At 40.8% G+C, this 22349-nt stretch carries 23 protein-coding genes and 1 tRNA gene; 14 read left to right on the top strand and 10 right to left on the bottom strand.

Annotated features, from left to right (window positions below):
- Positions 1–312: 312 nt before the first annotated feature.
- Genes gyrA through ACFSR5_RS04120 form a run of 3 tightly spaced genes read left to right on the top strand, consistent with a single transcriptional unit; the run spans position 313 to position 5157 of the window.
- Entirely contained in the window at positions 313–2874 is a 2562-nt protein-coding gene (gene gyrA / locus ACFSR5_RS04130; protein ID WP_380901002.1) for a DNA gyrase subunit A, read from the top strand.
- The gene (locus tag ACFSR5_RS04125; protein WP_380901000.1) at positions 2843–3982 is read left to right on the top strand and encodes a tetratricopeptide repeat protein; all 1140 of its coding nucleotides are present in this window, start codon (positions 2843–2845) and stop codon (positions 3980–3982) included. Before gyrA ends, ACFSR5_RS04125 begins: the two co-directional genes overlap by 32 nt.
- A 2-nt stretch (positions 3983–3984) precedes the next feature.
- Positions 3985–5157, top strand: coding sequence for a tetratricopeptide repeat protein (locus ACFSR5_RS04120; protein WP_380900998.1), 1173 nt, complete (start codon positions 3985–3987; stop codon positions 5155–5157).
- A 78-nt stretch (positions 5158–5235) separates the two neighbouring features.
- Here the strand turns inward: ACFSR5_RS04120 and ACFSR5_RS04115 are convergent, their stop codons facing one another.
- Positions 5236–5736 carry a lipocalin-like domain-containing protein gene (locus ACFSR5_RS04115; RefSeq protein ID WP_380900996.1) on the bottom strand — a complete coding sequence of 167 codons (501 nt, stop codon included), beginning with the start codon at positions 5734–5736 and terminating at the stop codon, positions 5236–5238.
- A 125-nt stretch (positions 5737–5861) separates the two neighbouring features.
- On the opposite strand from ACFSR5_RS04115, the gene ACFSR5_RS04110 reads away from it, so the two are divergent.
- From ACFSR5_RS04110 to ACFSR5_RS04085, 6 genes are all read left to right on the top strand, one after another.
- A complete protein-coding gene (locus ACFSR5_RS04110; protein ID WP_380900994.1) occupies positions 5862–6743 on the top strand; it encodes a cupin-like domain-containing protein in 882 nt (293 codons plus the stop codon).
- Positions 6743–7120 carry a YchJ family protein gene (locus tag ACFSR5_RS04105; protein WP_380900992.1) on the top strand — a complete coding sequence of 126 codons (378 nt, stop codon included), beginning with the start codon at positions 6743–6745 and terminating at the stop codon, positions 7118–7120. Before ACFSR5_RS04110 ends, ACFSR5_RS04105 begins: the two co-directional genes overlap by 1 nt.
- Positions 7121–7213: 93 nt before the next feature.
- The gene (gene rpsF / locus ACFSR5_RS04100; protein ID WP_380900990.1) at positions 7214–7582 is read left to right on the top strand and encodes a 30S ribosomal protein S6; all 369 of its coding nucleotides are present in this window, start codon (positions 7214–7216) and stop codon (positions 7580–7582) included.
- Complete coding sequence (gene rpsR / locus ACFSR5_RS04095; RefSeq protein ID WP_148920887.1) at positions 7582–7845, top strand: 30S ribosomal protein S18; 264 nt, start codon at positions 7582–7584, stop codon at positions 7843–7845. The genes rpsF and rpsR overlap by 1 nt, the downstream gene beginning before the upstream one ends.
- Positions 7846–7858: 13 nt before the next feature.
- A complete protein-coding gene (gene rplI, locus ACFSR5_RS04090) occupies positions 7859–8302 on the top strand; it encodes a 50S ribosomal protein L9 (RefSeq protein WP_380900988.1) in 444 nt (147 codons plus the stop codon).
- A gap of 140 nt (positions 8303–8442) precedes the next feature.
- Positions 8443–8751, top strand: a complete 309-nt coding sequence (locus ACFSR5_RS04085) for an LPXTG cell wall anchor domain-containing protein (protein WP_380900986.1) — start codon at positions 8443–8445, stop codon at positions 8749–8751.
- A 26-nt stretch (positions 8752–8777) separates the two neighbouring features.
- Here the strand turns inward: ACFSR5_RS04085 and ACFSR5_RS04080 are convergent, their stop codons facing one another.
- Together ACFSR5_RS04080 and ACFSR5_RS04075 are read right to left on the bottom strand one after the other, a co-directional pair.
- Positions 8778–8963: an Arc family DNA-binding protein gene (locus tag ACFSR5_RS04080; protein WP_380900984.1), complete on the bottom strand. Its 186-nt coding sequence runs from the start codon at positions 8961–8963 to the stop codon at positions 8778–8780.
- 39 nt (positions 8964–9002) lie between these two features.
- A complete protein-coding gene (locus ACFSR5_RS04075) occupies positions 9003–9872 on the bottom strand; it encodes an SPFH domain-containing protein (protein ID WP_380900982.1) in 870 nt (289 codons plus the stop codon).
- Positions 9873–10132: 260 nt separating this feature from the next.
- Between ACFSR5_RS04075 and ACFSR5_RS04070 the strand changes: the two genes are divergently transcribed.
- Positions 10133–10205, top strand: a tRNA-Lys gene (locus ACFSR5_RS04070).
- 321 nt (positions 10206–10526) lie between these two features.
- Here ACFSR5_RS04070 and ACFSR5_RS04065 read toward each other — a convergent pair.
- Complete coding sequence (locus tag ACFSR5_RS04065; RefSeq protein ID WP_380900980.1) at positions 10527–10988, bottom strand: hypothetical protein; 462 nt, start codon at positions 10986–10988, stop codon at positions 10527–10529.
- Positions 10989–11197: 209 nt separating this feature from the next.
- On the opposite strand from ACFSR5_RS04065, the gene ACFSR5_RS04060 reads away from it, so the two are divergent.
- A complete protein-coding gene (locus tag ACFSR5_RS04060) occupies positions 11198–11323 on the top strand; it encodes a hypothetical protein (protein WP_380903171.1) in 126 nt (41 codons plus the stop codon).
- Between the two features lie 326 nt (positions 11324–11649).
- Here the strand turns inward: ACFSR5_RS04060 and ACFSR5_RS04055 are convergent, their stop codons facing one another.
- From ACFSR5_RS04055 to ACFSR5_RS04045, 3 genes are all read right to left on the bottom strand, one after another.
- On the bottom strand, positions 11650–12591 hold the full coding sequence (locus ACFSR5_RS04055) for a hypothetical protein (RefSeq protein WP_380900978.1): 942 nt from the start codon (positions 12589–12591) through the stop codon (positions 11650–11652).
- Positions 12592–12884: 293 nt separating this feature from the next.
- Positions 12885–13376 (bottom strand): chryseobasin maturation helper ChrI, encoded by a 492-nt coding sequence (chrI, locus tag ACFSR5_RS04050; RefSeq protein ID WP_380900976.1) that lies wholly within the window; start codon positions 13374–13376, stop codon positions 12885–12887.
- Between the two features lie 382 nt (positions 13377–13758).
- Positions 13759–14289, bottom strand: a complete 531-nt coding sequence (locus ACFSR5_RS04045; protein WP_380900974.1) for an NAD(P)H-dependent oxidoreductase — start codon at positions 14287–14289, stop codon at positions 13759–13761.
- A 104-nt stretch (positions 14290–14393) separates the two neighbouring features.
- Here ACFSR5_RS04045 and ACFSR5_RS04040 point away from each other — a divergent pair, with 104 nt between their 5' ends.
- Positions 14394–14747, top strand: coding sequence for a winged helix-turn-helix transcriptional regulator (locus ACFSR5_RS04040; RefSeq protein WP_380900972.1), 354 nt, complete (start codon positions 14394–14396; stop codon positions 14745–14747).
- A 373-nt stretch (positions 14748–15120) separates the two neighbouring features.
- On the opposite strand, the gene ACFSR5_RS04035 is transcribed toward ACFSR5_RS04040, so the two are convergent.
- The gene (locus ACFSR5_RS04035; RefSeq protein WP_380900970.1) at positions 15121–16002 is read right to left on the bottom strand and encodes a helix-turn-helix domain-containing protein; all 882 of its coding nucleotides are present in this window, start codon (positions 16000–16002) and stop codon (positions 15121–15123) included.
- 269 nt (positions 16003–16271) lie between these two features.
- Entirely contained in the window at positions 16272–18551 is a 2280-nt protein-coding gene (gene katG, locus ACFSR5_RS04030) for a catalase/peroxidase HPI (protein ID WP_380900968.1), read from the bottom strand.
- A 191-nt stretch (positions 18552–18742) separates the two neighbouring features.
- Between katG and ACFSR5_RS04025 the strand changes: the two genes are divergently transcribed.
- Positions 18743–19396, top strand: coding sequence for a 3'-5' exonuclease (locus tag ACFSR5_RS04025; RefSeq protein WP_380900966.1), 654 nt, complete (start codon positions 18743–18745; stop codon positions 19394–19396).
- Between the two features lie 23 nt (positions 19397–19419).
- Complete coding sequence (locus ACFSR5_RS04020) at positions 19420–21327, top strand: DUF294 nucleotidyltransferase-like domain-containing protein (protein WP_380900964.1); 1908 nt, start codon at positions 19420–19422, stop codon at positions 21325–21327.
- A 44-nt stretch (positions 21328–21371) separates the two neighbouring features.
- On the opposite strand, the gene ACFSR5_RS04015 is transcribed toward ACFSR5_RS04020, so the two are convergent.
- Positions 21372–22334, bottom strand: coding sequence for a helix-turn-helix transcriptional regulator (locus tag ACFSR5_RS04015; RefSeq protein WP_380900962.1), 963 nt, complete (start codon positions 22332–22334; stop codon positions 21372–21374).
- Positions 22335–22349 lie beyond the last annotated feature (15 nt).

Genomic DNA, 22349 nt, shown 5'->3' with positions numbered 1-22349 from the left:
GAAAAGCAAAAATAGCATATTTTTTAATTTTTTTCACATTTCGCAAACATTTATTAACAAATAAACAATCATTTAGGTTTTTTAATATTAAAATGACATACTTAAATCGTTTGCGTCCTTTCACTCAATGAATTGGAATTATACCCAGCAAATACGAGCAAACCATTGGCGCTCCAAATAGACGGATGACGTCACAACAGGGCTGCAATTTTAGCCGTTCTTATAATCGGTTAAAATTAAAAAAAATCGTAACTTCGCATGCGATGTGTGCAAAGTTGTTTGCACTTAAGCTTTATCGAAACCACATTAAATATGGCTGAAGAAACAGAAAACGAAAACAATCTAGTCCCTGCTAACGACAGGATCATTCCAATTAACATTGAGGACCAAATGAAGTCTGCTTACATAGATTATTCTATGTCGGTTATCGTGTCACGTGCTTTACCGGATGCACGAGACGGTATGAAACCGGTTCACAGACGCGTTTTGTATGGTATGTTAGATCTGGGTGTGACCAGTGGCAAACCCTACAAAAAGTCGGCTCGTATTGTTGGAGATGTGCTCGGTAAGTATCACCCGCACGGAGACTCTTCGGTATATGATGCGATGGTACGTTTGGCTCAAGACTGGAGCATGCGTTACCCATTGGTAGACGGTCAGGGTAACTATGGATCAGTCGATGGCGATCCCCCCGCAGCCATGCGTTATACAGAGGCAAGGTTAAAGAAGATTGCCGAAGAAATGCTCTCTGATATTAATAAAGATACCGTAGATTTTCAACTCAACTTCGATGACTCTTTGGAGGAACCATCGGTACTGCCTACGCGTATCCCGAACCTATTGGTCAACGGCGCTTCTGGTATTGCCGTGGGTATGGCTACCAATATGGCGCCACATAATCTGACCGAAGTCGTCGACGGAACTATTGCTTATATCGATAATAGAGATATTGAGATTGCAGAATTAATGCAGCACATAAAAGGGCCAGATTTTCCAACTGGCGGGATCATCTATGGGTATAATGGAGTCAAGGATGCGTTCGAGACCGGACGTGGTCGAATCGTTATGCGTGGCAAAGCTGAAATTGAAACCTTGAAAAACGGCAGGGAATGCATCATTGTAACCGAGATTCCTTATCAGGTCAACAAAGCCAACATGATCGAGCGAACGGCGGAGTTGGTAAACGAGAAAAAAATTGAAGGCATCGCTACAATTCGTGACGAATCTGACCGGGAAGGCTTTAGAATCGTTTATGAAATCAAACGCGAAGCGAATGCCAATGTTGTTTTAAATAATCTATATAAATATACAGCTTTACAGACCTCATTTTCAGTAAATAACATTGCGCTGGTTAAAGGCAGACCAATGCTACTGAATCTGAAAGACATGATTCACGAATTTGTGGAACATAGGCATGAGGTGGTCATCCGCCGTACGAAATACGAGTTGGCAGAAGCTGAAAAACGCGCACATATCCTAGAGGGGTATTTGATTGCGTTAGACCATCTTGATGAAGTTATTCGTCTTATCCGGAATTCAGACACCCCAGAAGACGCGCGTGTCGGGTTGATGGAAAAATTTGGGCTTACCGATATTCAAGCACGTGCCATACTAGATATGACTCTTCGCCGCCTAACTGGACTGGAAAGAGACAAAATTAAAGAGGAGTACGCTGAATTGATGAAGACCATCGATTATTTAAAAGAGGTCCTTGCTGACGAAAGTCTTCGGATGAAAATTATCAAAGATGAGTTGACCGAGGTAAAAGAGAAATATGGCGACGAGCGAAGATCTATGATTGTCCATTCTGCAGAAGATATGCGCATGGAAGATTTCATCGACGATGAAGAAATCGTCATTACGATCTCCCACAACTCCTACGTTAAACGGACGCCGCTTACAGAGTATCGTCGTCAAGGGCGTGGAGGAAAAGGTGCAATCGGCTCATCTACCCGCGACGAAGATTTTACAGAGCACATCATTACAGCCTCAGCACATAATTATTTACTGCTATTTACGGATCAAGGCCGTTGCTTCTGGTTGCGAGCTTTTGAAATTCCGGAAGGCAGCCGCACGTCCCGTGGAAGAGCACTACAAAATATCATCAATGTGCCGAAAGAGGAAAAAATTAAAGCATTTATTAAGATCACGAACCTCAAGGATCAGGACTACCTAGAGAACAATTTCATTATCATGTGTACGAAAAAAGGTACAATCAAGAAAACATCACTTGAGGCCTATTCTCGACCACGTGCGAATGGAATCAATGCCATTAACATTAACGAAGGTGATGAGCTACTCGAAGCATGCTTAACAACGGGAACAAGTGAAATTGTTATGGCATTACGCTCCGGACGTGCTATTCGGTTCAACGAATCTACTGTACGTCCTATGGGTAGAACAGCGACTGGAGTCCGCGGAATCACATTGGCAAGCGATACGGATGAAGTTGTTGGCATGATTGCTGTAGATAGTGCTGAGACCACCGTATTGGTCGTATCCGAGAAAGGATATGGAAAACGTACCGACATCGAGGACTATAGGGTTACTAATAGAGGTGGCAAGGGCGTGAAAACGATTAACGTCACGGATAAGACAGGTGAACTTGTAGCTATAAAAGGGGTGACTGATAATGACGACCTCATGATTATTAATAAATCCGGAATTGTTATACGGATCGGTGTAGATGCATTACGCGTTATGGGACGTGCTACACAAGGCGTTCGATTAATCACGTTAAATGACACCGACGCTATTGCTTCAATAACGAAAGTGGAGCGCGAAGAGGACGAAGAACTCGATGAAAATGTATCGAATGTAGATAGTGAAAATGAAGTTTCTCATGATACGACAGACACGAACGAAGACGAATAAGAAGAATATGCGTTTGTATACGATGCTTTCAGGAATGCTTGTAATGGCATCCCTGAATGTGTTTGCACAATCGAACTATAAAGAAAGTAGCAATAGTTTTGCTTTGTATACGCAGACAGGCGACCTCAAAAACTTGGAAAACGCCAAGAAATTCATTGATGCAGCTTACAAAACACGTCGAGATTCGTCCAACACACGGGTTAATGTGCTTCGCTCTATGATTTATAGTTCAATGGCCTATGGAGATTCGTTGCGAACCATCAAGAATCCAAAGGATCCTATAGATATTACGTACGACGCGCTAAACAAAATCAAGGAACGTGAACTGACAGAATACGCTTCAGAAATGAAGTATGTAAAGCAAAATTTAGCTGCGGCGCATATTTACAATGCAAATAAAGCGCTTCAAAAGCAGAATTACGCAGGAGCATACGAAAGTTATTTGAAAGTAAAGGATTTGGAAATTTCCAACTACGACGTGACCTACAATTTAGCCTTGCTAGCCGTACAAACAGAACAGTATGACGCTGCGGCCTCCTACTACGACCAAATACTGAAAAGTGATAATGCGACGGCAGAAAACTACTTAGAGTTGGTAAATGTATATCGGAAAACAGGCAATAAACAAAGAGCATTAAACACCTTGCAAACGGCACGAACAAAATTTCCGGAAAGTAAGGATGTCTTAATGAATTTAGTGCAAGAGTTTGCACAAAACAACGAATACAAAGCTATTGTCCCGATTATTGACGAAGCCATTAAGTACGAGCCAGAAAATATTGAGTTAAATTACCTCGCCGGCTATTCGAACGAAACAATAGGCAACAAAGACATCGCGAAAAGATATTATCAACAGGTGCTGCAGTTGAATGCTAACAATTATGAGTCGAACTTGGCTTTAGGCTTGATCTATCTAAACGACTTTCTTCAGGATGAAAATAATGTAGAAGCCCAATACCATGCACAAAATTTATTGTTGAAAGCAAACGAAATTCGTCCATATGACGTTAATGCTTTAAAGTCCCTGTCCCTTTATTACGAGAAGTCGGGGGATCTTATGCAATTAGATCGCGTAAAATTATTATTGAATCAACTATCAAATAATTAGATATGAATGTAAAAAAAGCAATAGTATTTTCCTTACTAGTTGCTGCGGGAGGAGCGACTTTCGCACAAACCAGTAATGTCAGAAAGGCAAAAAGCAGTCTACAAAAATTTGAAGAATTAAAGTCTGCAGGATCCGCTGAACTTGGAAAAAGTAATTTAGACGCAGCGAAAGAAGCGATTGATTTGGCTGTCGCACATGAAAAGACTAAAGAAGATCCTGAAGCGTGGACTGTCTATGCTTTGGTGAATGCGAATTTAGCATCCTTAAACAATACAGCAGAAGCTGCTACTGCAGCTGCAGAAGGTATAAAAAAAGCAAAAGAATTGGATGCCGACAATAAAAACGCCGACAATATAAAAGTGGCGGGTCAGGTACTGGGCCAGTTCAATTTCAATCAGGGCGTTGCGGCTTGGGAAAAGCAAGACTTTAAAAGCGCTTATGCTTCCTTCGATAGTGCATTAGGATTTTTACCTGGCGATACAACGTTGACCTATTATTCTGGATTAGCAGCTATTCAGAATCAGGACTACGCGAATGCTATTGAAAAGTATAAACAACTGATACCTGCGAAAGAATTTTCTTCACACAAGTCCGTGATGATTGATCTTCCAAAGTTGTATCTATCGGCAAAAGACACTGCAAGCGCAATAGAATATGCAGCACAGGCAGCGCAGGCCTATCCGAATGATAACGATGCCGCTGTACAGAATATCGAATTGAATCTTATCGTCGGCAATGAAGCAAAAGTCATCACAGATATTGAGAACCAGATCGCAAAAGATGCTAATAATAAAGCGTTGTATTATTATCTCGGCATCGCGCATTCAGCAGCCAATAATAACGACAAAGCAATAGAAGCTTATAAAAAGGCTGTTTCAATCGATCCGAATTATTCCGACGCCAACAGAAATGCCGCAGCGACAATTATTAATGGCGTGCGGGATCAACTTAATGCTCTCAACGAAGATAAAACCCTTTCTAATACAGATTATAATACGAAAGTAGCCGCTTTAAAAGAGAAAATTAAAGAAGCACTTCCTTATTTAGAAAAGGTCGTCGAGCTAAACCCAGAAGATGTAGATGCATTAAAAAGCTTGAAAGGATACTATGACTTTCAACAAGACGAGGCCAAATCTACCGAACTTCAAGCAAAGATTGACGCTTTCCAAAAGTAAGGGTACATGAAAAGAAACGAGAGGGGGTTGATGATCATCAACCCCCTCTCGTTTTATAAAAAGAATATAGCGTTATTATTATTTTACGCTATATTCGTCCAAAATATTGTCTTCAAAGAAATCGTCGATAGAACGATCTATACGCTTCCAAGTCATATACGAGTTTACATAAGCACCGTTTGACAGAATAGGTTCGGTCGATTTTAGGTATAAAATATCTCCTTCAAAATCAATTTTGCGCCGTTGTACCTGATTTTTCCAATTGGGATACAAGGAGCTTTTTATAATGTAATTCACAATTGCATTGTTGTTATCCACCTTATACTTGCCACAAAACGCAATATATCCTTGTAGAGAGGAAACCATTTCTTCTTGAGTGGCCATCATCTTGTCATTACTTTGGTACAATAGTCGCTCTTCTTTCGAAATCTGTACGGACATAAAGCCATCCGGAGAATACATAAGTACTCCGAACGGAGTTTTTCCCATAGGGAACAGTGAATCCTCGCCGCCAATTGGAACTTCGATATACGAGAGTAATTTCCAAGTACCGACCAATTCGTTCTTTAATGATGTCATAAATGAATCCGTGTTAAGTTCTACCATCTTAACGTATTATTCGATGCCTTAGTTTGTTTAAAAGCGAGTATGATGTTATTTTGACAGAAATATTTTTGTTACATTTAAGCCTTCAAAAATATACTATGGTTTTATCGGAAATCGATGTAGTAGATGACATCACAAAGGACGTTTTTTTGGCAAAATATTTTAAGCCTCAGAAACCTGTATTAATCAAGGGACTGGCTAAAAATTGGGAAGCGTTTGAAAAATGGAATCTTGATTATATTGCAGCGCAAGCGGGCGAACAGGAAGTCGGGTTGTATGATAATAAACCGGCAGATCCGAAAAAAGCGACCAATGAACCCGTTATGCAGATGAAAATGAGGGACTATATCCAATTGATAAAAGAACAGCCTTCCGATCTACGCATTTTCTTTTTCATTATTACAGACAAATTACCGGAACTACTAAAAAACTTCTCCTATCCTGATTTGGGCTTTAAATATTTTAAGCGTATACCTACCCTCTTTTTTGGAGGCAGTGAGGCAAGAGTATTGATGCATTACGACATTGACTTGGGCGATCTGCTACATTTTCAGTTCGAGGGGAGAAAGCGCGTTCTTCTTTTTCCGCCTGATCAATCATCGTTTCTGTATAAAGTGCCCCTGTCCGTGCATACCGTTTACAATGTTGATTATGAACAGCCCGATTTTGAAGCATTTCCTGCATTAGCATATGCGCACGGCTACGAAATTTTTATGGAGCATGGCGACGCACTTTTTATGCCTAGCGGTTATTGGCATTTTAATCGATACTTGGAAGCTGGCTTTTCCGTCACCTTGCGGTCCTTCCCCACTTCGCCTACGCGATTAATAAAAATGCTTAAGGAGGTATTTCTCCTTCGTTATACGGACAAGATCATGCGTAAAGTTTTTAAGCATAAATGGGTAAACTATAAACAACGTAAAGCTTTTCGAAACAGTCAAAAAGCCCTCCAAAAACACCTCACCAAAAAACCTGACTGATGGAACATTGTCTCTGTGGTTCAGAAAAAGCATATGAAATGTGTTGTGCACGGGTACATGAGGATCTGAACCAAGCTACATCTGCAGAAGACCTTATGCGCGCACGATACACAGCGTTCGCCAGGCGTATGATGGGGTTCATTTACGACAGCTTTCATCCCGTATGCCGCCGCCATCAAAACAGAAGGGAAATTGAACAATGGGCACGAGAAAATGAGTGGTTGCATTTAGACATTATTAAATGTACGTACAGTACTGTTGAATTCAAAGCACATTACCTGGATGTGCACCGGCAAGTCCAGATACACCACGAGAAATCCGCCTTTAAGCAATTGAATGGTACATGGTTTTATGTTAGTGGAAAAGTACCGTCCTAAAATCACACCAAGTTTGTAAAATAAAAAAATGATCACTACCTTTGCACTTCCGTAAGTGCGGAGAACATTAAATTAATTAACAAATTTAAAAAAATGCAACAGTACGAATCTGTCATCATTCTTACCCCGTTGCTTTCTGAGGATGCTGCGAAAGAAGTAATCGCAAAATTCAAGACCATCCTAACAGAAGGCGGAGCCGAAATTGTCGCTGAAGACAATTGGGGTTTGAAAAAATTAGCGTATCCAATCCAGAAAAAAACTACTGGATTTTATCACTTAACTGAATTCAAGGCTCCGGGTGAATTAATTCAAAAATTAGAACTTGAATACAAACGTGACGAGCGCGTTATGCGGTTCTTGACTATCGCTTTAGACAAACATGCGATAGCATACAACGAAAAAAAACGTAGCGGTGCATTCAACAAAAAAGCAGAAACTAAAACTGAGGAGGTAGCAAACTAATGGCAAACGAAAATATCCAATACGTAACTGCCCCTAAAGTAGAGGACAACCGTAAGAAATACTGCCGTTTCAAAAAGAACGGAATCAAGTATATTGATTACAAAGACGCAAACTTCTTATTGAAATTTGTGAATGACCAAGGTAAGATTTTACCTCGTCGTCTTACAGGTACATCGTTGAAATTTCAACGTAAAGTAGCACAAGCTGTCAAACGTGCCCGTATTGTAGGATTATTACCTTACGTAGCTGATTCATTAAAATAAGGAGGGACACGACATGGAAGTTATATTAAAACAAGATATCAAACACCTTGGCGAAAAGGACGATGTAGTGGTTGTAAAGCCTGGTTACGGTCGTAATTATTTAATTCCTCAAGGATTTGCAGTTTTAGCAACAACATCTGCTAAAAAAGTACTTGCTGAGAACATTAAACAAGCTCAGTTCAAACAAGAAAAAATTAAAAAGGACGCGACGGAATTGGCGGCTAAACTAGAAAATGTAAAGCTTTCTATTGGTGCTAAAGCTGGCGAAACTGGAAAAATCTTTGGTAAAGTGAATAGTATTCAGATTGCCGATGCGTTAAAAGCGCAAGGATTTGATGTAGACCGTCGTCGCATCACATTTGAAGTAGAACCTAAAACAATAGGTGAATACGTAGCAAACTTAAACTTACATAAAGAAGTCAAAGTTCAAGTTCCTTTTGAAGTAGTTGCTGAATAAAACAACTGTAACAAAATAGATTAAAAAAGAGATAACGATTGGTTTGTTATCTCTTTTTTTATATCATTGTTGGCTTATCTGATCACGAAATCACTAGCGCATCTAATTTTTTTTATTATTTTGCAGAAAAATCAGAACAGATGAAACCAAAAACAATCCTATTCGGTATCATTACCGCCCTCGTGGCTGTGGTTTTGTTTAACAACAAGGAAGAAGCCGGCTTTTGGCTTTTTGGCGAAATACGAACCTCTAAATTGCTGATTTTAGGCATTTTTTTCTTACTGGGCGTGATAACAGGAGGGCTTGTCTTTCGACGGAAACGTAACCATCCGAAAGAATATAGTGTAAACAACTCCACCGTCGACATGTCCACCGAAGAACAATTACAACGGCCTTCCCCTTATGATCACTTATCGGATGAAGATCGTCGTTTTTTAGGGAAAGATTAAAAGAAGAGTGATGCCAAGCCCCACGTTCAACTGTCTAAATCGTCGGGCGGCTTAGGAAATTTTTGCTTCTTACCTTTACGTCCTGCTTGAATTAAGCTCTGACTAATGATATATTCCATCTGTCCGTTCACGCTTCTAAATTCATCGTGTGCCCATTTCTCTAAAAGTTTATACATGTCCTCATCTATCCGAATCACAAAACTTTTTTTCATATACTATATTCTCTGGCGTCAAGTGAATATTGAGACGCGTTAATTATATAATGTTCCTGTATTAACGATGGGTTGTGCCGCCTTTTCTCCGCAAAGAACGACCATAAGATTACTTACCATAGCTGCTTTCCGCTCATCGTCCAATTCAACAATATTCTCAGCAGACAGTTTTTTCAAAGCCATATCCACCATCCCCACAGCACCATCTACAATTCTTGCACGCGCGGCGACAATAGCCGCAGCTTGTTGTCTTTGCAGCATAGCACCTGCTATCTCAGCCGCGTATGCTAAATGACTAATACGTGCTTCTTCCACCACGACCCCGGCTTTCTCTAAACGAGCGGTTAATTCTTTTTCTAAAATATGATTGACCTCCTCTCCGCCATTTCGCAGCGTAATTTCCGAAGAATTATCTTCTAGGTCATCATACGCAAAGCTGACCGCGAGATGTCTCACAGCAGCCTCGCTTTGTGCACGTACATAGTCGAAAATTCGCTCAACATCATAAGCAGCTTTATACGTATCCCCTACTTTCCAAACTATAACGGCAGCAATCTCGATCGGGTTCCCCAATTTATCGTTTACTTTCAAGGTCTGTCCCTGTAGATTCTCTGATCGTAAAGACATCTTCGCCGCGCTAAATAATGGGTTAACGAAAAATAGCCCGTTGGCCTTGATCGTTCCTACATATTTTCCAAAGAAATTCAATACCCGCGAATGGTTGGGGTGAACGATCAAAATCCCCTTTAAAATAATAATAACAACGACCATTAACACTACAATTAACAAGCCATAAAGCGCATTTTCTTCATTGACAGCGAGATAAAATGCATACAATGCCGCCATAAAAGCCATTAGCGCTAATCCTAACGCAACATAGCCAGAGGTGGGTTTAACAATCTTTTCCATAATAGTTAGTTTGATGTGATATCAATTTGATATTACTAATATATCAAATAATTTTCAACTATCAACTCAACTTCGTCAAGTTCTTCTTATTTACGATAAAAAATAATCTGCCAACACATTCAAAAAATAAAATTCTCATTTAGAGCATGTTCATAGATTCTATTAAAAAAAAATGTGTGACAGTTTGGAATTTCAGATCAAAATCCTACCTTTGCATCACTTTAAACAACGAACCAGTAATGGTTTAAACAGTTTAAAATGATTCCGTAGCTCAGCTGGTAGAGCAATACACTTTTAATGTATGGGTCCTGGGTTCGAATCCCAGCGGGATCACAAAGAGCGTGCTAAGGCACGCTCTTTTAGTTTAAATCATATCTTTTCAGCATTTAAAACTCTACGAAAACCTGCTTCAGGGTATCTTTATGGTGTTTTTCATAGTTCGATTTCCCTTAAGGCTTTGGTCTTCAATAGAGCTATTGTAATTTTTTGTCATAAGAGACAGGAAGTTCAGTATGACAACTACCTCTTCGTCGTCAACCTGGATACCATTTTTTGCTAATATCGCAATTGGATTTTTTAACCGAAACCTCTTTTATCAATGAAGTTCATTTTATCTTTTTCATTTCGTTAATAATATTTTAGCAAGGACATTGTTCAAAGGTTATGCTTTTGCAGGAATGCCTCGTATTCCTTTTCGTCCCGGCACATCTTATCGTACCAGTTCTTTTTCAGGATAAGCGTGGTTATCGCCAGGATCAGGATACTCGTCAGCAACGACACCCCCTCCTTAACCACGATATACATCGGGATGAGCGTAAGCGCACACTGCCACACGATACCGATCCCGACATTGAACATATCGCGCCTGAAATGGGTGTTGCGTTTCAGGTCGGGGTACATGGCCATGGCCTTATCCGCAATAGGCTTCCAGTATCCCCAGGGTCTTACCCGGATATAAAAATCCACCAGCACCTTCTCGTCGGTCGCCGGCGAAGAAAAGGTACCCAACAGACAGCCCAGCAGGGAGATCAGCAATAAAACCGGGAAATAATAAAGCGGTAAGGTCCCGGGGAAAAAGTACTCAATAATGTTTTGGTTTCTAAGATTAATTTTCATAACGACATTATCCCCGTTTTATCATCTAAAAAGGTTTAATCACAAAATGAACAGTAAGGTTTTTCCTTAAAATTCCAATTGGATAGGATGGATCCTTTATACTATACGGGTTGGTTTTCTGAGAATATAGGGGATAACAACTATCTGTCTATTTCCTGAAAAAAAACTAAAAATTACGTTAATGATGTCCGTGCTTTGTCTATTTAAGGATTACCGTCGACGGCCATCGCGTCGAACTATTTTCGCGAAAGGACATAGAGTCCGACCAATGGAACGCAACGGCCGGAAAGCCCCTTGGAACAAAAGAGAAACCAAAACGCTCAATGCCTGTTTAAACGTATTCAAAACTGATGTTTCACTTGTTTATACTAAGTTCGTTCAAATGGTAAAGAAATAAAGTCCATTCGGATAAGACCAGTTTTCTTGGTAAAGAGAAGATTATCCCTCAACATGCTGTGCTGCAGGCAATCAGGGAGCATAACCATAGAATAGAAGCGATCGCGAGTCAGGAATATGCAAACGGAACTTTAAAGCGCTTTGAGGTTAGGAACTTTTTCTGTTCAGCTGCTATACCGTACTCTCCTATGTGGGTGTAAAGAACCTCAAACCATTCGATGTCAAGGGCCACCATCAGAACATGGATAACGTATTTCATAACAATTTAGCAAGGGAGCCACCAGTGTATAAAATACACTTTTCCGTTTTTAAAAAATAGTTTTATATGCCCTTCAGAATTATGGTCTGGGTTTTCTTTCAATTCCATTACCCACAGCACTCCTTCTTGGAATACATTCAGCTTTCCAATTTCAGCTCCGGGAAACAGGTCTTTTATTTTTGTCATCTTCGTTTCGGCATCTATTCTGGTGCCTTTGTAGTGGATATAGTTTCCGTTCAAAAACCAGAATTCATCTACGGCCACGCTGTCTCCACTCGTTTCAAAGCGTGAACCGTTCTTGAACAGATATTTATCGTCTGGAGATTCGGTATCAAAGACGGTGACACAGGGAGCTTCATCTTTCAAAAGTTTCACACTGTCCGGATTGCCAAAAACTTGCTTAAATTCCTCCAATGTAAAAAATCTTTTCAGCTTACCGTTAAATCGAATGGCGTCTGCCAACATGAAGTCAGCTTCCTCATATCCTGCGCTGCGTCCAGCAGTTGTGACATTGGTCCTGCACAAGCTGAAAAGATCGTACTGTCGAACAAGTGTTGTATCATACGTCAACGTCAACGGATTTTCGGGGTCATCGGTGATGTCCAAAAGACGGTTGTCTTTCTTATGAAATTCAAGCCAGCCAATGGTATTTTCAACCCGACGCTCTATAGACGAACGATCCGATACATCAACTACGTACAGTTCTATGGTTATTTTTTCTGGTAACGTGTTGCTGAGTCGAACCTGCACCGCAGTATCGCCAAAAATTTTAAGGGCAGCGGTATTGCTTGATTTTACTAATTTCTGCAACAATTCTTCGCAAGGTATTGTTTTGCTTTCCTGGGTCAAAACAATACTCGCCGTATCTGTTACAGGGCGCGATGTTTTATGCGTCGGGTCTTTGCACGAAAACAGTGCGATAATGATAAATACAGATAACCTGGACATAAGATTTCTTATAGTTGAACTTTATTAAGGCTTGTTAGGGGCAAAACGTCTAAAAATTGATTTCCAAACTCCCTTTCTTCAGTCTATTCCCCTTTTCGCTACGCTATTAATTTTATGATTAAATGTAACTGCCCCTCTTATCACTTCTATTTCAATATCGTCATTTTGCTGTAGCGGCTAGAGCTATTAATTTGTCACCTACTAAAGTAGCCTTTAACGTTTTTAGAGGTACCGTTCCACCTGTATCTTTTAGAGCGGCATATCCTTTACCGGCCTCGACTTCCAGCACTAGCTCACCCCTCTTTATGCCAAACGCAGGCACAAACAGCCAGCAATATACTAATCACGCAACAAACCGTTCGTACATGATTAAGGGTGTTCCATCTGCTTTCAAAATTTGCCCGCATTTGTTGAATGGCGTCATTTGTCGAATGATAAATATCGAACTTGTCAAGTTGGTCATTCAACGGTACATTTCCGGCCGCAGTAACCCCGAAAACACCAATCAAATAAACAAGTGTTGCCAGTAATAGAAAGATAAATACCGGCTGCTGTCCCCTAAATACAAGTGTGGATACCGGAAGAAAGATTGCAGTTCCCATAAAACTCAAAAAAAATAAGGGGTTCAGAATTTCCCTATTAATATGCTGCATGGCCTTTAGATACTCCGTGTCTGACAGCTTTCCCAATCCAAGGACTACCGAACAGGAGTACGCATAAAAAAGTCCGCCAATAAGAGCCGTAAGTACGACTGTAACGATCAATAACAACGTTGCCATGCTCATACAATTTGATTTGTAATTAATTACTTTAGTCAGTAAACACAGGGTTATAATACACGGGATTAAATATATAAAAAATTAAATCGCTTGCGGTACCTTGGCACTTGGATATTTTGATGTACAATCAGAATTCATGCAAAGTCTACTCTTTTTTATGTACATTATTCATGTTCCAAAATTCAAAAGACTTTTGACCTCTACCATATAGCGAAAATAACGTCTAATAGACAACTATTTTATACAGAGGCGAAAATGGAATTTTGGGGACTTTTTATTGTTTAATGGATACCTGCAATGTTCGGATAACAAAAACCTCAACCGTTAGTCATGCGTTGGCAATCGCAGCCTAGTAGTGCTATTTCCATAAACAAAACATAATGCATAGTCACAGCTTATCCAAGAATTCCATATAAGGGGCTACACTCTCCTCGATGGCGTCTTCCGTACTATTCAACTCAATACCGTAGTGCGCAAAAAATGGTCGATAATCTGCTCGTACGTATGCAAAGGTCAATTCAAAAGGTCGTGTTAACTCTTCGATGGTGTATTTATAGGCACCATCGGCACAATATTGATTCTCGTCAATCCCAATAGACAACGCTAGAGCCACTTTCTTGCCAGAAATTTTGTACCCGCTGGCGCGGCCGTATGCCCATCCGTAAGTAAGTACCTCATCCAGCCATTGTTTGAAAAACGGTGGACAGTTGAACCAGTAATAGGGAAACTGGAATACAATTTTTTCGTAGCATTCAATCCGCTTCTGCTCAGCGGCCACGTCAAGCTTTCCGTCAGGATACGCTTCATGCAACAGGTGGATGTCGTATCTTTCAGGGTATTTGCTTAACTCTTCTACCCATCTTTTATTAAATGCTGATTTTTCCAGCTGCGGATGGACAACGATTACTAATGTTTTCATATTTTTTTGTATGCATCAACTAATTTCGAAAGCAAAAGTAACGCGCAAAGCCGTAATTTTATGCGTTGCCAACCCATTGTATGGAACTATAAAAAATGTAAGTAATGTCTAGAATAAAAGAAACATCCACAAATTACGCCAATAAGCAAGCACTAGAAAATGAATGCCTAGAGGTCTATGCAGCCAATATCATCGGCGGCCAATGGGCATTGGCAATCTGCTGCTATCTGATAAACGGAAAGCAACGATTTGGAGAGCTCAAAAAATCGTTGCCCAATATTACCGAGCGCATGCTCACCTTGCAGTTGCGGAAATTAGAAGAGAATAAGATCGTAAAACGTACAGTGTATGCGGAAGTCCCTCCCCGTGTCGATTATGAGCTTACACCCATCGGCCTTGAATTGAAACCTATTATTACTGAGCTGGAAAACTGGGGTAAAAAGCATAAGGTAATATAGATGATCCTGCTCGTCTTCGGATCCTACTGTCTCGCAAAGAATGTGGTGTCATTGACGAAGTGCTCTAACGGATAAAATACTGTTCTTACTTCGGCCGTCGTATTTACAAGTAGCACAATAAATTTGCACTAGTTTGTAACACGCACATTGAATACTGAAAATGAGCGATAAATGATTTGTAATAGAACATGGTGAGGGCGCTTACGTTAGATAACAACCGGAGACGGATGTATAGTTAATCGCCTGCACGGAACATGCTTCAGAATGGATACGCCGTCAGCCGATCAATAGCCAATTGGTACATGTACTTAATATTACAAAGGAATAAAAAAATAATTCACGTGATGTATTCCTAACTTGGGAACTGCTTTCGCTAACAATCGTTGACCCCTCGTATTCTTAGCTTCACAAAATCGGTCGGCAAAAATCCCGTCTCCCGCTTAAAAAAGGTCGTAAATTGAGAAGTACTCTTTATGCCTAGCTCGTAAGCAATCTGTTTGACGGATTTATGAGAAGCAAACAACATATTTTTAGCCTCAATTATTAATCGGTTCTTTATCACCTGCTTGGCTGATATCTTTAACATTCTTTTGCATAGGATATTCAAATAGTTCGGTTGAAGATGTAGGTGATCGGCATAGAATGCCACGCTTCTATCTGTTTTACAATGCACATCGACCAACCGGACAAACTTCTCCAACGTGGGATGCTTAAAATCTTGCAGGTTTGCGTCCCGCACTTGCATACATTCGGTTTTGAGTAACAAATAAATGGTTTTCAACCGGCTAATTACAAGCTCGTCACTACCTACTATTTTGGTTTCCAGTATTTCCTTGATCTGTAGTAGTTCATAGAGCAAGGTAGCAAAGACAGTCTCATTCAAATCAAATACCGAGATCGGGCTTGATTTACTAACTGAAAGATTAGATATCGCACTAATAGACTCATAGATTTCTGTTTTCGCCATCAGATGATGTGCTAGCGTACCGGACTGGAGATCACATGCTCCCCACTGCCCTGGAAAAACCACCAGGACTTTTCCTTTTCCAATAGTATGAGACCGTCCATCGATTTCAACAACTCCTTCGCCCTTTTCGAATAAAACGACATTAAAATATGTCGCCTGTTGCGGACGCTCCACCTTAACCGACGATTGTAGGAAGCTGTAAAAGACGTTGTTCTCCAAACGACGTACAAACATATGCCCTTTCTTGGTGTCGCCAACACTTAAACCTGAACCGTGATCATACCGCATATTTATTATATTTATGAATGAATTATTTTAATTATATAGAAATATAAAAATCAAAAACGAACTAAAAGAACATGTAAAAATACAATTTTTCAATTTAAATTAACAATAGACGACATTTATTGCTGTATTTTTCACATGATAATTACTTTTTATCTCTATGAGCAAAGGCTATTTCTTAATCCATGATGATAAGGCAAAAATTAGATAGCGCTCTTCACAAAAAGAAGGTAGCCAACTTAGCTACCTTCTTTTGTAATAATAAATCAACGTTATTTCAAATCGAACCGATCAAGATTCATCACCTTTACCCAGGCAGCTACAAAATCCTGAACGAATTTGCCTTGCGCATCACTACTTGCATAGGTCTCGGCTACAGCTCGTAGTTCAGCGTTCGATCCAAATACTAAATCTGCCCGAGTCGCCGTCCATCTAACATCTCCGGAATGTCTGCTACGACCTTCGAACAACTCCCTGTCATCCGACACAGCCTTCCAACGAATTCCCATATCTAATAAATTAATAAAGAAAGCGTTCGATAACTGTCCAGGTGCATCTGTAAGCACGCCATGTCGAGAACCATCGAAATTGGTATCCAACACGCGCATGCCGCCAACAAGGACAGTCAGTTCGGGAACCGTTAGCGTTAACAAGTGTGCCTTATCGATTAACAGTTCTTCCGTAGACACCGGGACACCCTGGCGCCGATAATTTCGAAATCCATCCGCAACTGGTTCTAGATAGCTGAACGATTCGACATCCGTCTCTTCCTGGGCCGCATCCATCCGCCCGGGCGAAAACGGAACCGTTATCGTATGGCCGGCTTTCTTCGCAGCTTCTACGATACCGGCACTACCCGCCAAAACAATTAAATCAGCCAAAGAAATCCGCTTTCCTCCCTGTGAATGTTCCGCGTTGAACTCCTGCTGTATCCTTTCCAAAATAGCCAATACCTTGCGAAGCTGTGGAGGATTGTTCACTGCCCAATCTTTTTGTGGGCTCAGTCTTATTCGGGCACCATTCGCTCCGCCACGTTTGTCAGATCCTCGAAACGTTGAAGCAGAAGCCCAAGCTGTGGAGACCAGTTCCGCAATGGTCAAGCCTGAGTTCAATATCTTTTCTTTTAGACGAGCCACATCTTGTGCATCCACTAAAGGGTGATCCAGCGTTGGAATCGGGTCTTGCCATATTAGAATCTCCTGAGGAACGTCTGATCCAAGGTAACGCGAACGTGGCCCCATGTCGCGATGCGTAAGTTTAAACCATGCCCGGGCAAATGCATCAGCAAATTCATCCGGTCTTTCTAAAAATCTCCTTGATATCTTCTCGTACACAGGATCAAAACGTAAAGCGAGATCAGTAGTCAACATGGTCGGACGGTGTTTTTTAGTGGTGTCATAAGCATCAGGGATGATGGTGTCGGCATGCTTCGCGACCCATTGGTGCGCTCCCGCCGGACTTTTTGTTAACTCCCATTCGAAGGCAAAAAGATTTTCAAAAAAGTTGTTGCTCCACTGTGTTGGAGTGGTTGTCCATATCACTTCCAGCCCGCTTGTTATAGTATCTGCACCTTTACCGCTACCATAACTATTGTTCCACCCAAGTCCCTGCATTTCTATTGGCGCCGCCTCAGGTTCTTTTCCAACATGGTCTGCAGGTGCAGCACCATGCGTTTTACCAAAACTGTGCCCCCCAGCAATTAACGCCACGGTTTCTTCGTCGTCCATGGCCATACGACCAAATGTGTCTCGGATATCCTTTGCCGCGGCAAGAGGGTCGGGATTTCCATCCGGACCTTCCGGATTAACGTAAATCAAACCCATTTGGACAGCTGCTAGTGGCTTCTCTAAATCTCGCGAATGAATTTGCCCGTCGGCATCGTCATCCGAAGAAACGACACCATGTTCCTTCGCCACACCTTCCGAGCCGTGTGCATAGCGCAAATCGCCTCCAAGCCACGTCCTTTCCTCTCCCCAATACACCGATTCATCCGGTTCCCAAGCGTCCTCTCGGCCTCCCGCAAATCCAAACGTTTTAAATCCCATCGATTCTAACGCTACATTACCCGTTAAGATCAGTAAATCTGCCCAAGAGATATTCCGCCCATATTTTTGTTTGATCGGCCAAAGAAGCCGCCGAGCCTTGTCAAGGCTTACATTATCGGGCCAACTGTTCAAAGGAGCAAAACGCTGTTGCCCTGATCCCGCGCCGCCACGACCGTCACCAACGCGATAGGTTCCCGCACTGTGCCATGCCATACGAATGAATAATGGACCATAATGTCCGAAATCTGCCGGCCACCAATCCTGAGAGTCTGTCATCAGCGCATGTAGATCAGCCTTAACCGCGTCCAAATCTAAACTATTAAACGCTTCTGCATAATTAAACGTGTCGCCAAATGGATTGGACGAAGGGGCATTACCGCGGAGTATATTTACCTTGAGGTGCTTCGGCCACCAATCTGTATTCCTAGTTCCGCCTCCCGCAACATTGTTTTTCAAACTCCCATTGTGAAATGGGCACTTACTGATGTCATTTGATTCTTTTTCCATTTTTTCGATTAGTTTTATGTGTGATATTAAAATAACAATTCAATCTCCGAGATGTTTGTTCTCAATATATAAAGGTAGTCTATTAAAAAAAGGATTGTAAATAGATATAATTGATAAACAATAAACAAAACTAATTCTGTAAAAATGCGCATACGGTATTATTATTTATTTCTATATTTAGACACGTGCGCATGGATTATTTAAACAGCTATCTTCTTTTTATCGATACCGAAACGTCCGGGATCCCGAATCGTTGGAACCGACCCTATATGGACCAGCAAAATTGGCCTTCGGTAATTCAGGTTGCCTGGATTGTGTATGACAATACCGGCGTAGAAATCAAACGCAACAGTATGTATATCTACGAAAGCGACATCGTTATAAAAAAAGAATCACAAAGGATACACGGTATTGACATCGATTTTCTGAAAGAAAATGGTTTTCGCAGAAAAGAAGTTCTTCGCAAATTGGCACATGACATCAAAAAATATAAACCATTGATCATTGGTCACTTTATCGAGCTTGACGTGCACGTGTTAAGTGCTGATTACTACCGCGCCCAACTGAAGAATCCATTCGTGCATCAGGCGTTTTTCTGCACCATGTTAGACAGCAAAAAATATGCTTTGAATCCCACGGTGGATTACCTAAGACTTATACAATTGTACGAATATGTCTTTCAGATTACCCCATCGGAGATGCACGAAGCGGAACACGATGCGCACCTAACTGCTCAATGTTTCCTAACATTGTGGAGACGTCGATCCATTTCAACGTCGGATATTCTGAAACAACAGACATTGCTTTCATCGAAGCTTAATATTGAGGATAAACAAAATTCATAACTTTGGTCGTTAATGCTATTGCTATGCCACAATTACTCGAACTATTAAAGAAAACCGAACCTTTTCATCTATTACCGGACAGTGTATTAGCCAGTATTGCAGAGTCTTTAGTGCGAACAGCATACAACAAAGATACCTTGGCCTATCGACAAGAGATTACCGAAATGAAGGGCGTGGACATTCTCTTCGAAGGAGAATATGAGACTTTTTTCTTTGATTCTTCGGAGAATAAACGCTCCATTGAAATACATCATTCACCATATTGCTTCGGTGGAATATCTGTTCTTTTAAACCGAACAAGAGCGTTAAAATCCGTGATGGCAAAAAAGGATACTGTCGTGTACAGCTTGCCTAGAAAAGAATTTCTTGGTCTCTGTGATGCGTATGAGGAATTCTTTCAATATTACACCACAGACTTTGGCAAACGTATGCTTGACGAAGAGTTTTCACACTTCGTAAAAACGCCTGCCTCATTCGAAGAAAGTTATATTGCTGCTGAACAATTGTATTCGAGAAAAATTGACGGCATCATTTATAAGGATATCGTGTCTTGTTACGCTGAAACTCCAATCTATGAGGCCGCCCAACATATGGCGAACAACAAAGTGAGCTGTCTTTTTATAAAAGATGCTGAAGATCAAATTATTGGCTACGCAACAGACATCACACTACGTGACAATGTTATCGCACAACGAGTAGATCCTGACAAACCCATAGCAAGTGTCATGGACAACCCAATCATCTCCATCTCTAACCAAGCCTATCTATACGAGGCCGTCCTCATGATGTTCAGTACCAAAACACGTTATTTATTGGTAGAAAAAGAGGGCAAATATGTCGGATTTTTGAGTAGAAATAGAATCTTGAGCGAGCAGGGGCAATCACCATTGGTATTTATTCAATCGGTAAAACTCGCGGAGACAACGGAGGAGCTTCGACAAAAATGGAACTACGTACCAGAAATTATCCAACAGCTTTTGGGGCGGGGTATCAATGCAGAAATTACCAATCAGGTCATTACAACGATAGCCGATACCATCGCCATCAAGGTTATTGAACGCGTCATCCGCGAAATAGGAGAACCTCCCGCTAAATTTGTTTTTATGATTACCGGCAGTGAAGGCCGCAAAGAACAAACATTGAAGACAGACCAAGATAATGCCATTATTTATGAAGATAAAGCCAATGAACATCGGGAGATGGTACGAGCGTATTTCTTGGATTTTGCCACAAAGGTGTCCGACTATCTAAACGACATTGGATTTGTATATTGTAAAGGAGGCTATATGGCCAGTAACCCAGACTGGACGCATTCATTATCGCATTGGAAAAGAAACTATAAAAAATGGATTGAAGAGACCATTCCTGAAAATGCGATTAAGTTTTCTACGTTTTTTGACTGTCGTTTCTTATATGGCGATCGAGCGATTATTGAACAACTCAAAGAGTTTCTCGAAGAAGAACTCCAAAAACCGAATGACCGTTTTTTCGCCTTTATCGCGAAAAATGCCCTTCAATACGAACCTCCCCTAACTTTTTTCAATAATATCAAGACAGAAACCATTGGAAAATCAGAAGTATTTAATATAAAAAATGCCATGACGCCAATTGTGGATCTCGTGCGCGTATATGCGCTTAAGAAACGTATTTATCAAGAGAATACAGGAGAGCGATTGAAAAAACTGATGGAGATGGGTGTATTTACGCCACAACAATATCACGAACTGTACCAATCGTATTATTACCTTATGGCACTCCGGCTCGAGAACCAAGCCAATCAAATTCTGGTCGAAAAGTCTGATCCAAACAACTATATCCCGTTCAATAAACTAACAAAGATCGAAAAGGTTACATTGAAGGAAATTTTCAAAACAATCAATAATTTTCAAGTGGGGATCAAAATGCGCTTTACCAATAATATTTTAGGTTAATACCTTTTTTTCCCATGGATACAAAAAAATCGCGAAGAATCTTCCTAGAACTTTAGTTCGCCGGGAGAAATACCATAATACTTTTTAAATGCACTGCTAAAGTTATTTTGGTGTCCAAACCCGGTCAACAACGCAACTTCATATACCGACATCTTCTCCTCTACCAAATACGTCCTCGCTTTCTCCATGCGGACTCTGGTGAGATAATCATGAATAGTAACTGAAAAATACTCTTTAAAATCTTTTCGCAATTTACTTTCACTCATCAACACTTCCGTCGCCAACTCCTTTTGAGTCGGGGGGTTGGCTAATCGCTGCTCAAGTATTTGACGAGCCAATTCCAACCGCTCGATATCTACACTATTGAAAAGAGACTGTATACTATCCGACTTTTCATTGTATTGTTCAAACTGATACATCAAGAGCTCTACAATACGAGACTCGGTATGTAATCGACGTATTTCTCCCGTCTTTTTGGATTCAGTTAATTCAGAAATTGTATGCTGCATTTCATACGTTGCCATTAAATCCTCTTCTGAAAAAGAAACGTATTCACCTTTTTCAATATCGTTAATGAAATGTCGATGAAGCAGGGAGTCGCGTTTGATCAAATTTAAGTAGTACTCTTTCGATAGCACAGCAATAAAGTAACTGTATTCCACACCTTCCTTCACCTCATGAACAGTTTTCACCGAAGGTATATATCGGATGTTGTGCCGACTGACACCGAATGGAAGCTTAGTGTTCGATGACTTTACAAAAATAAATTGACTGGTGATTGCTTCTCCTTCTATCTCTGTGTGAATATGGACAGGTTGATCAAACGCCATCTGCGTGTGCAATAAAAAGAGGCCACTCGTGGACAGTTGGAAATGTGTCATGCGCACGGGGGGCGTCTCGATGACCAGCCTGTTTTCCATCAAAGGCTTTTCCGGAACATACCGATCCGGTATTTCCTCTATGAAGAGCCATTCATCCAATTCCACTATCTTACTTTTGATCACCATAGCATGCGCGAAAAT

It is taken from the genome of Sphingobacterium suaedae, assembly GCF_042684625.1.
GTDB classification, from domain to species: Bacteria; Bacteroidota; Bacteroidia; order Sphingobacteriales; family Sphingobacteriaceae; genus Sphingobacterium; species Sphingobacterium suaedae.
This window is presented reverse-complemented; position numbering and strand designations above follow the sequence as displayed.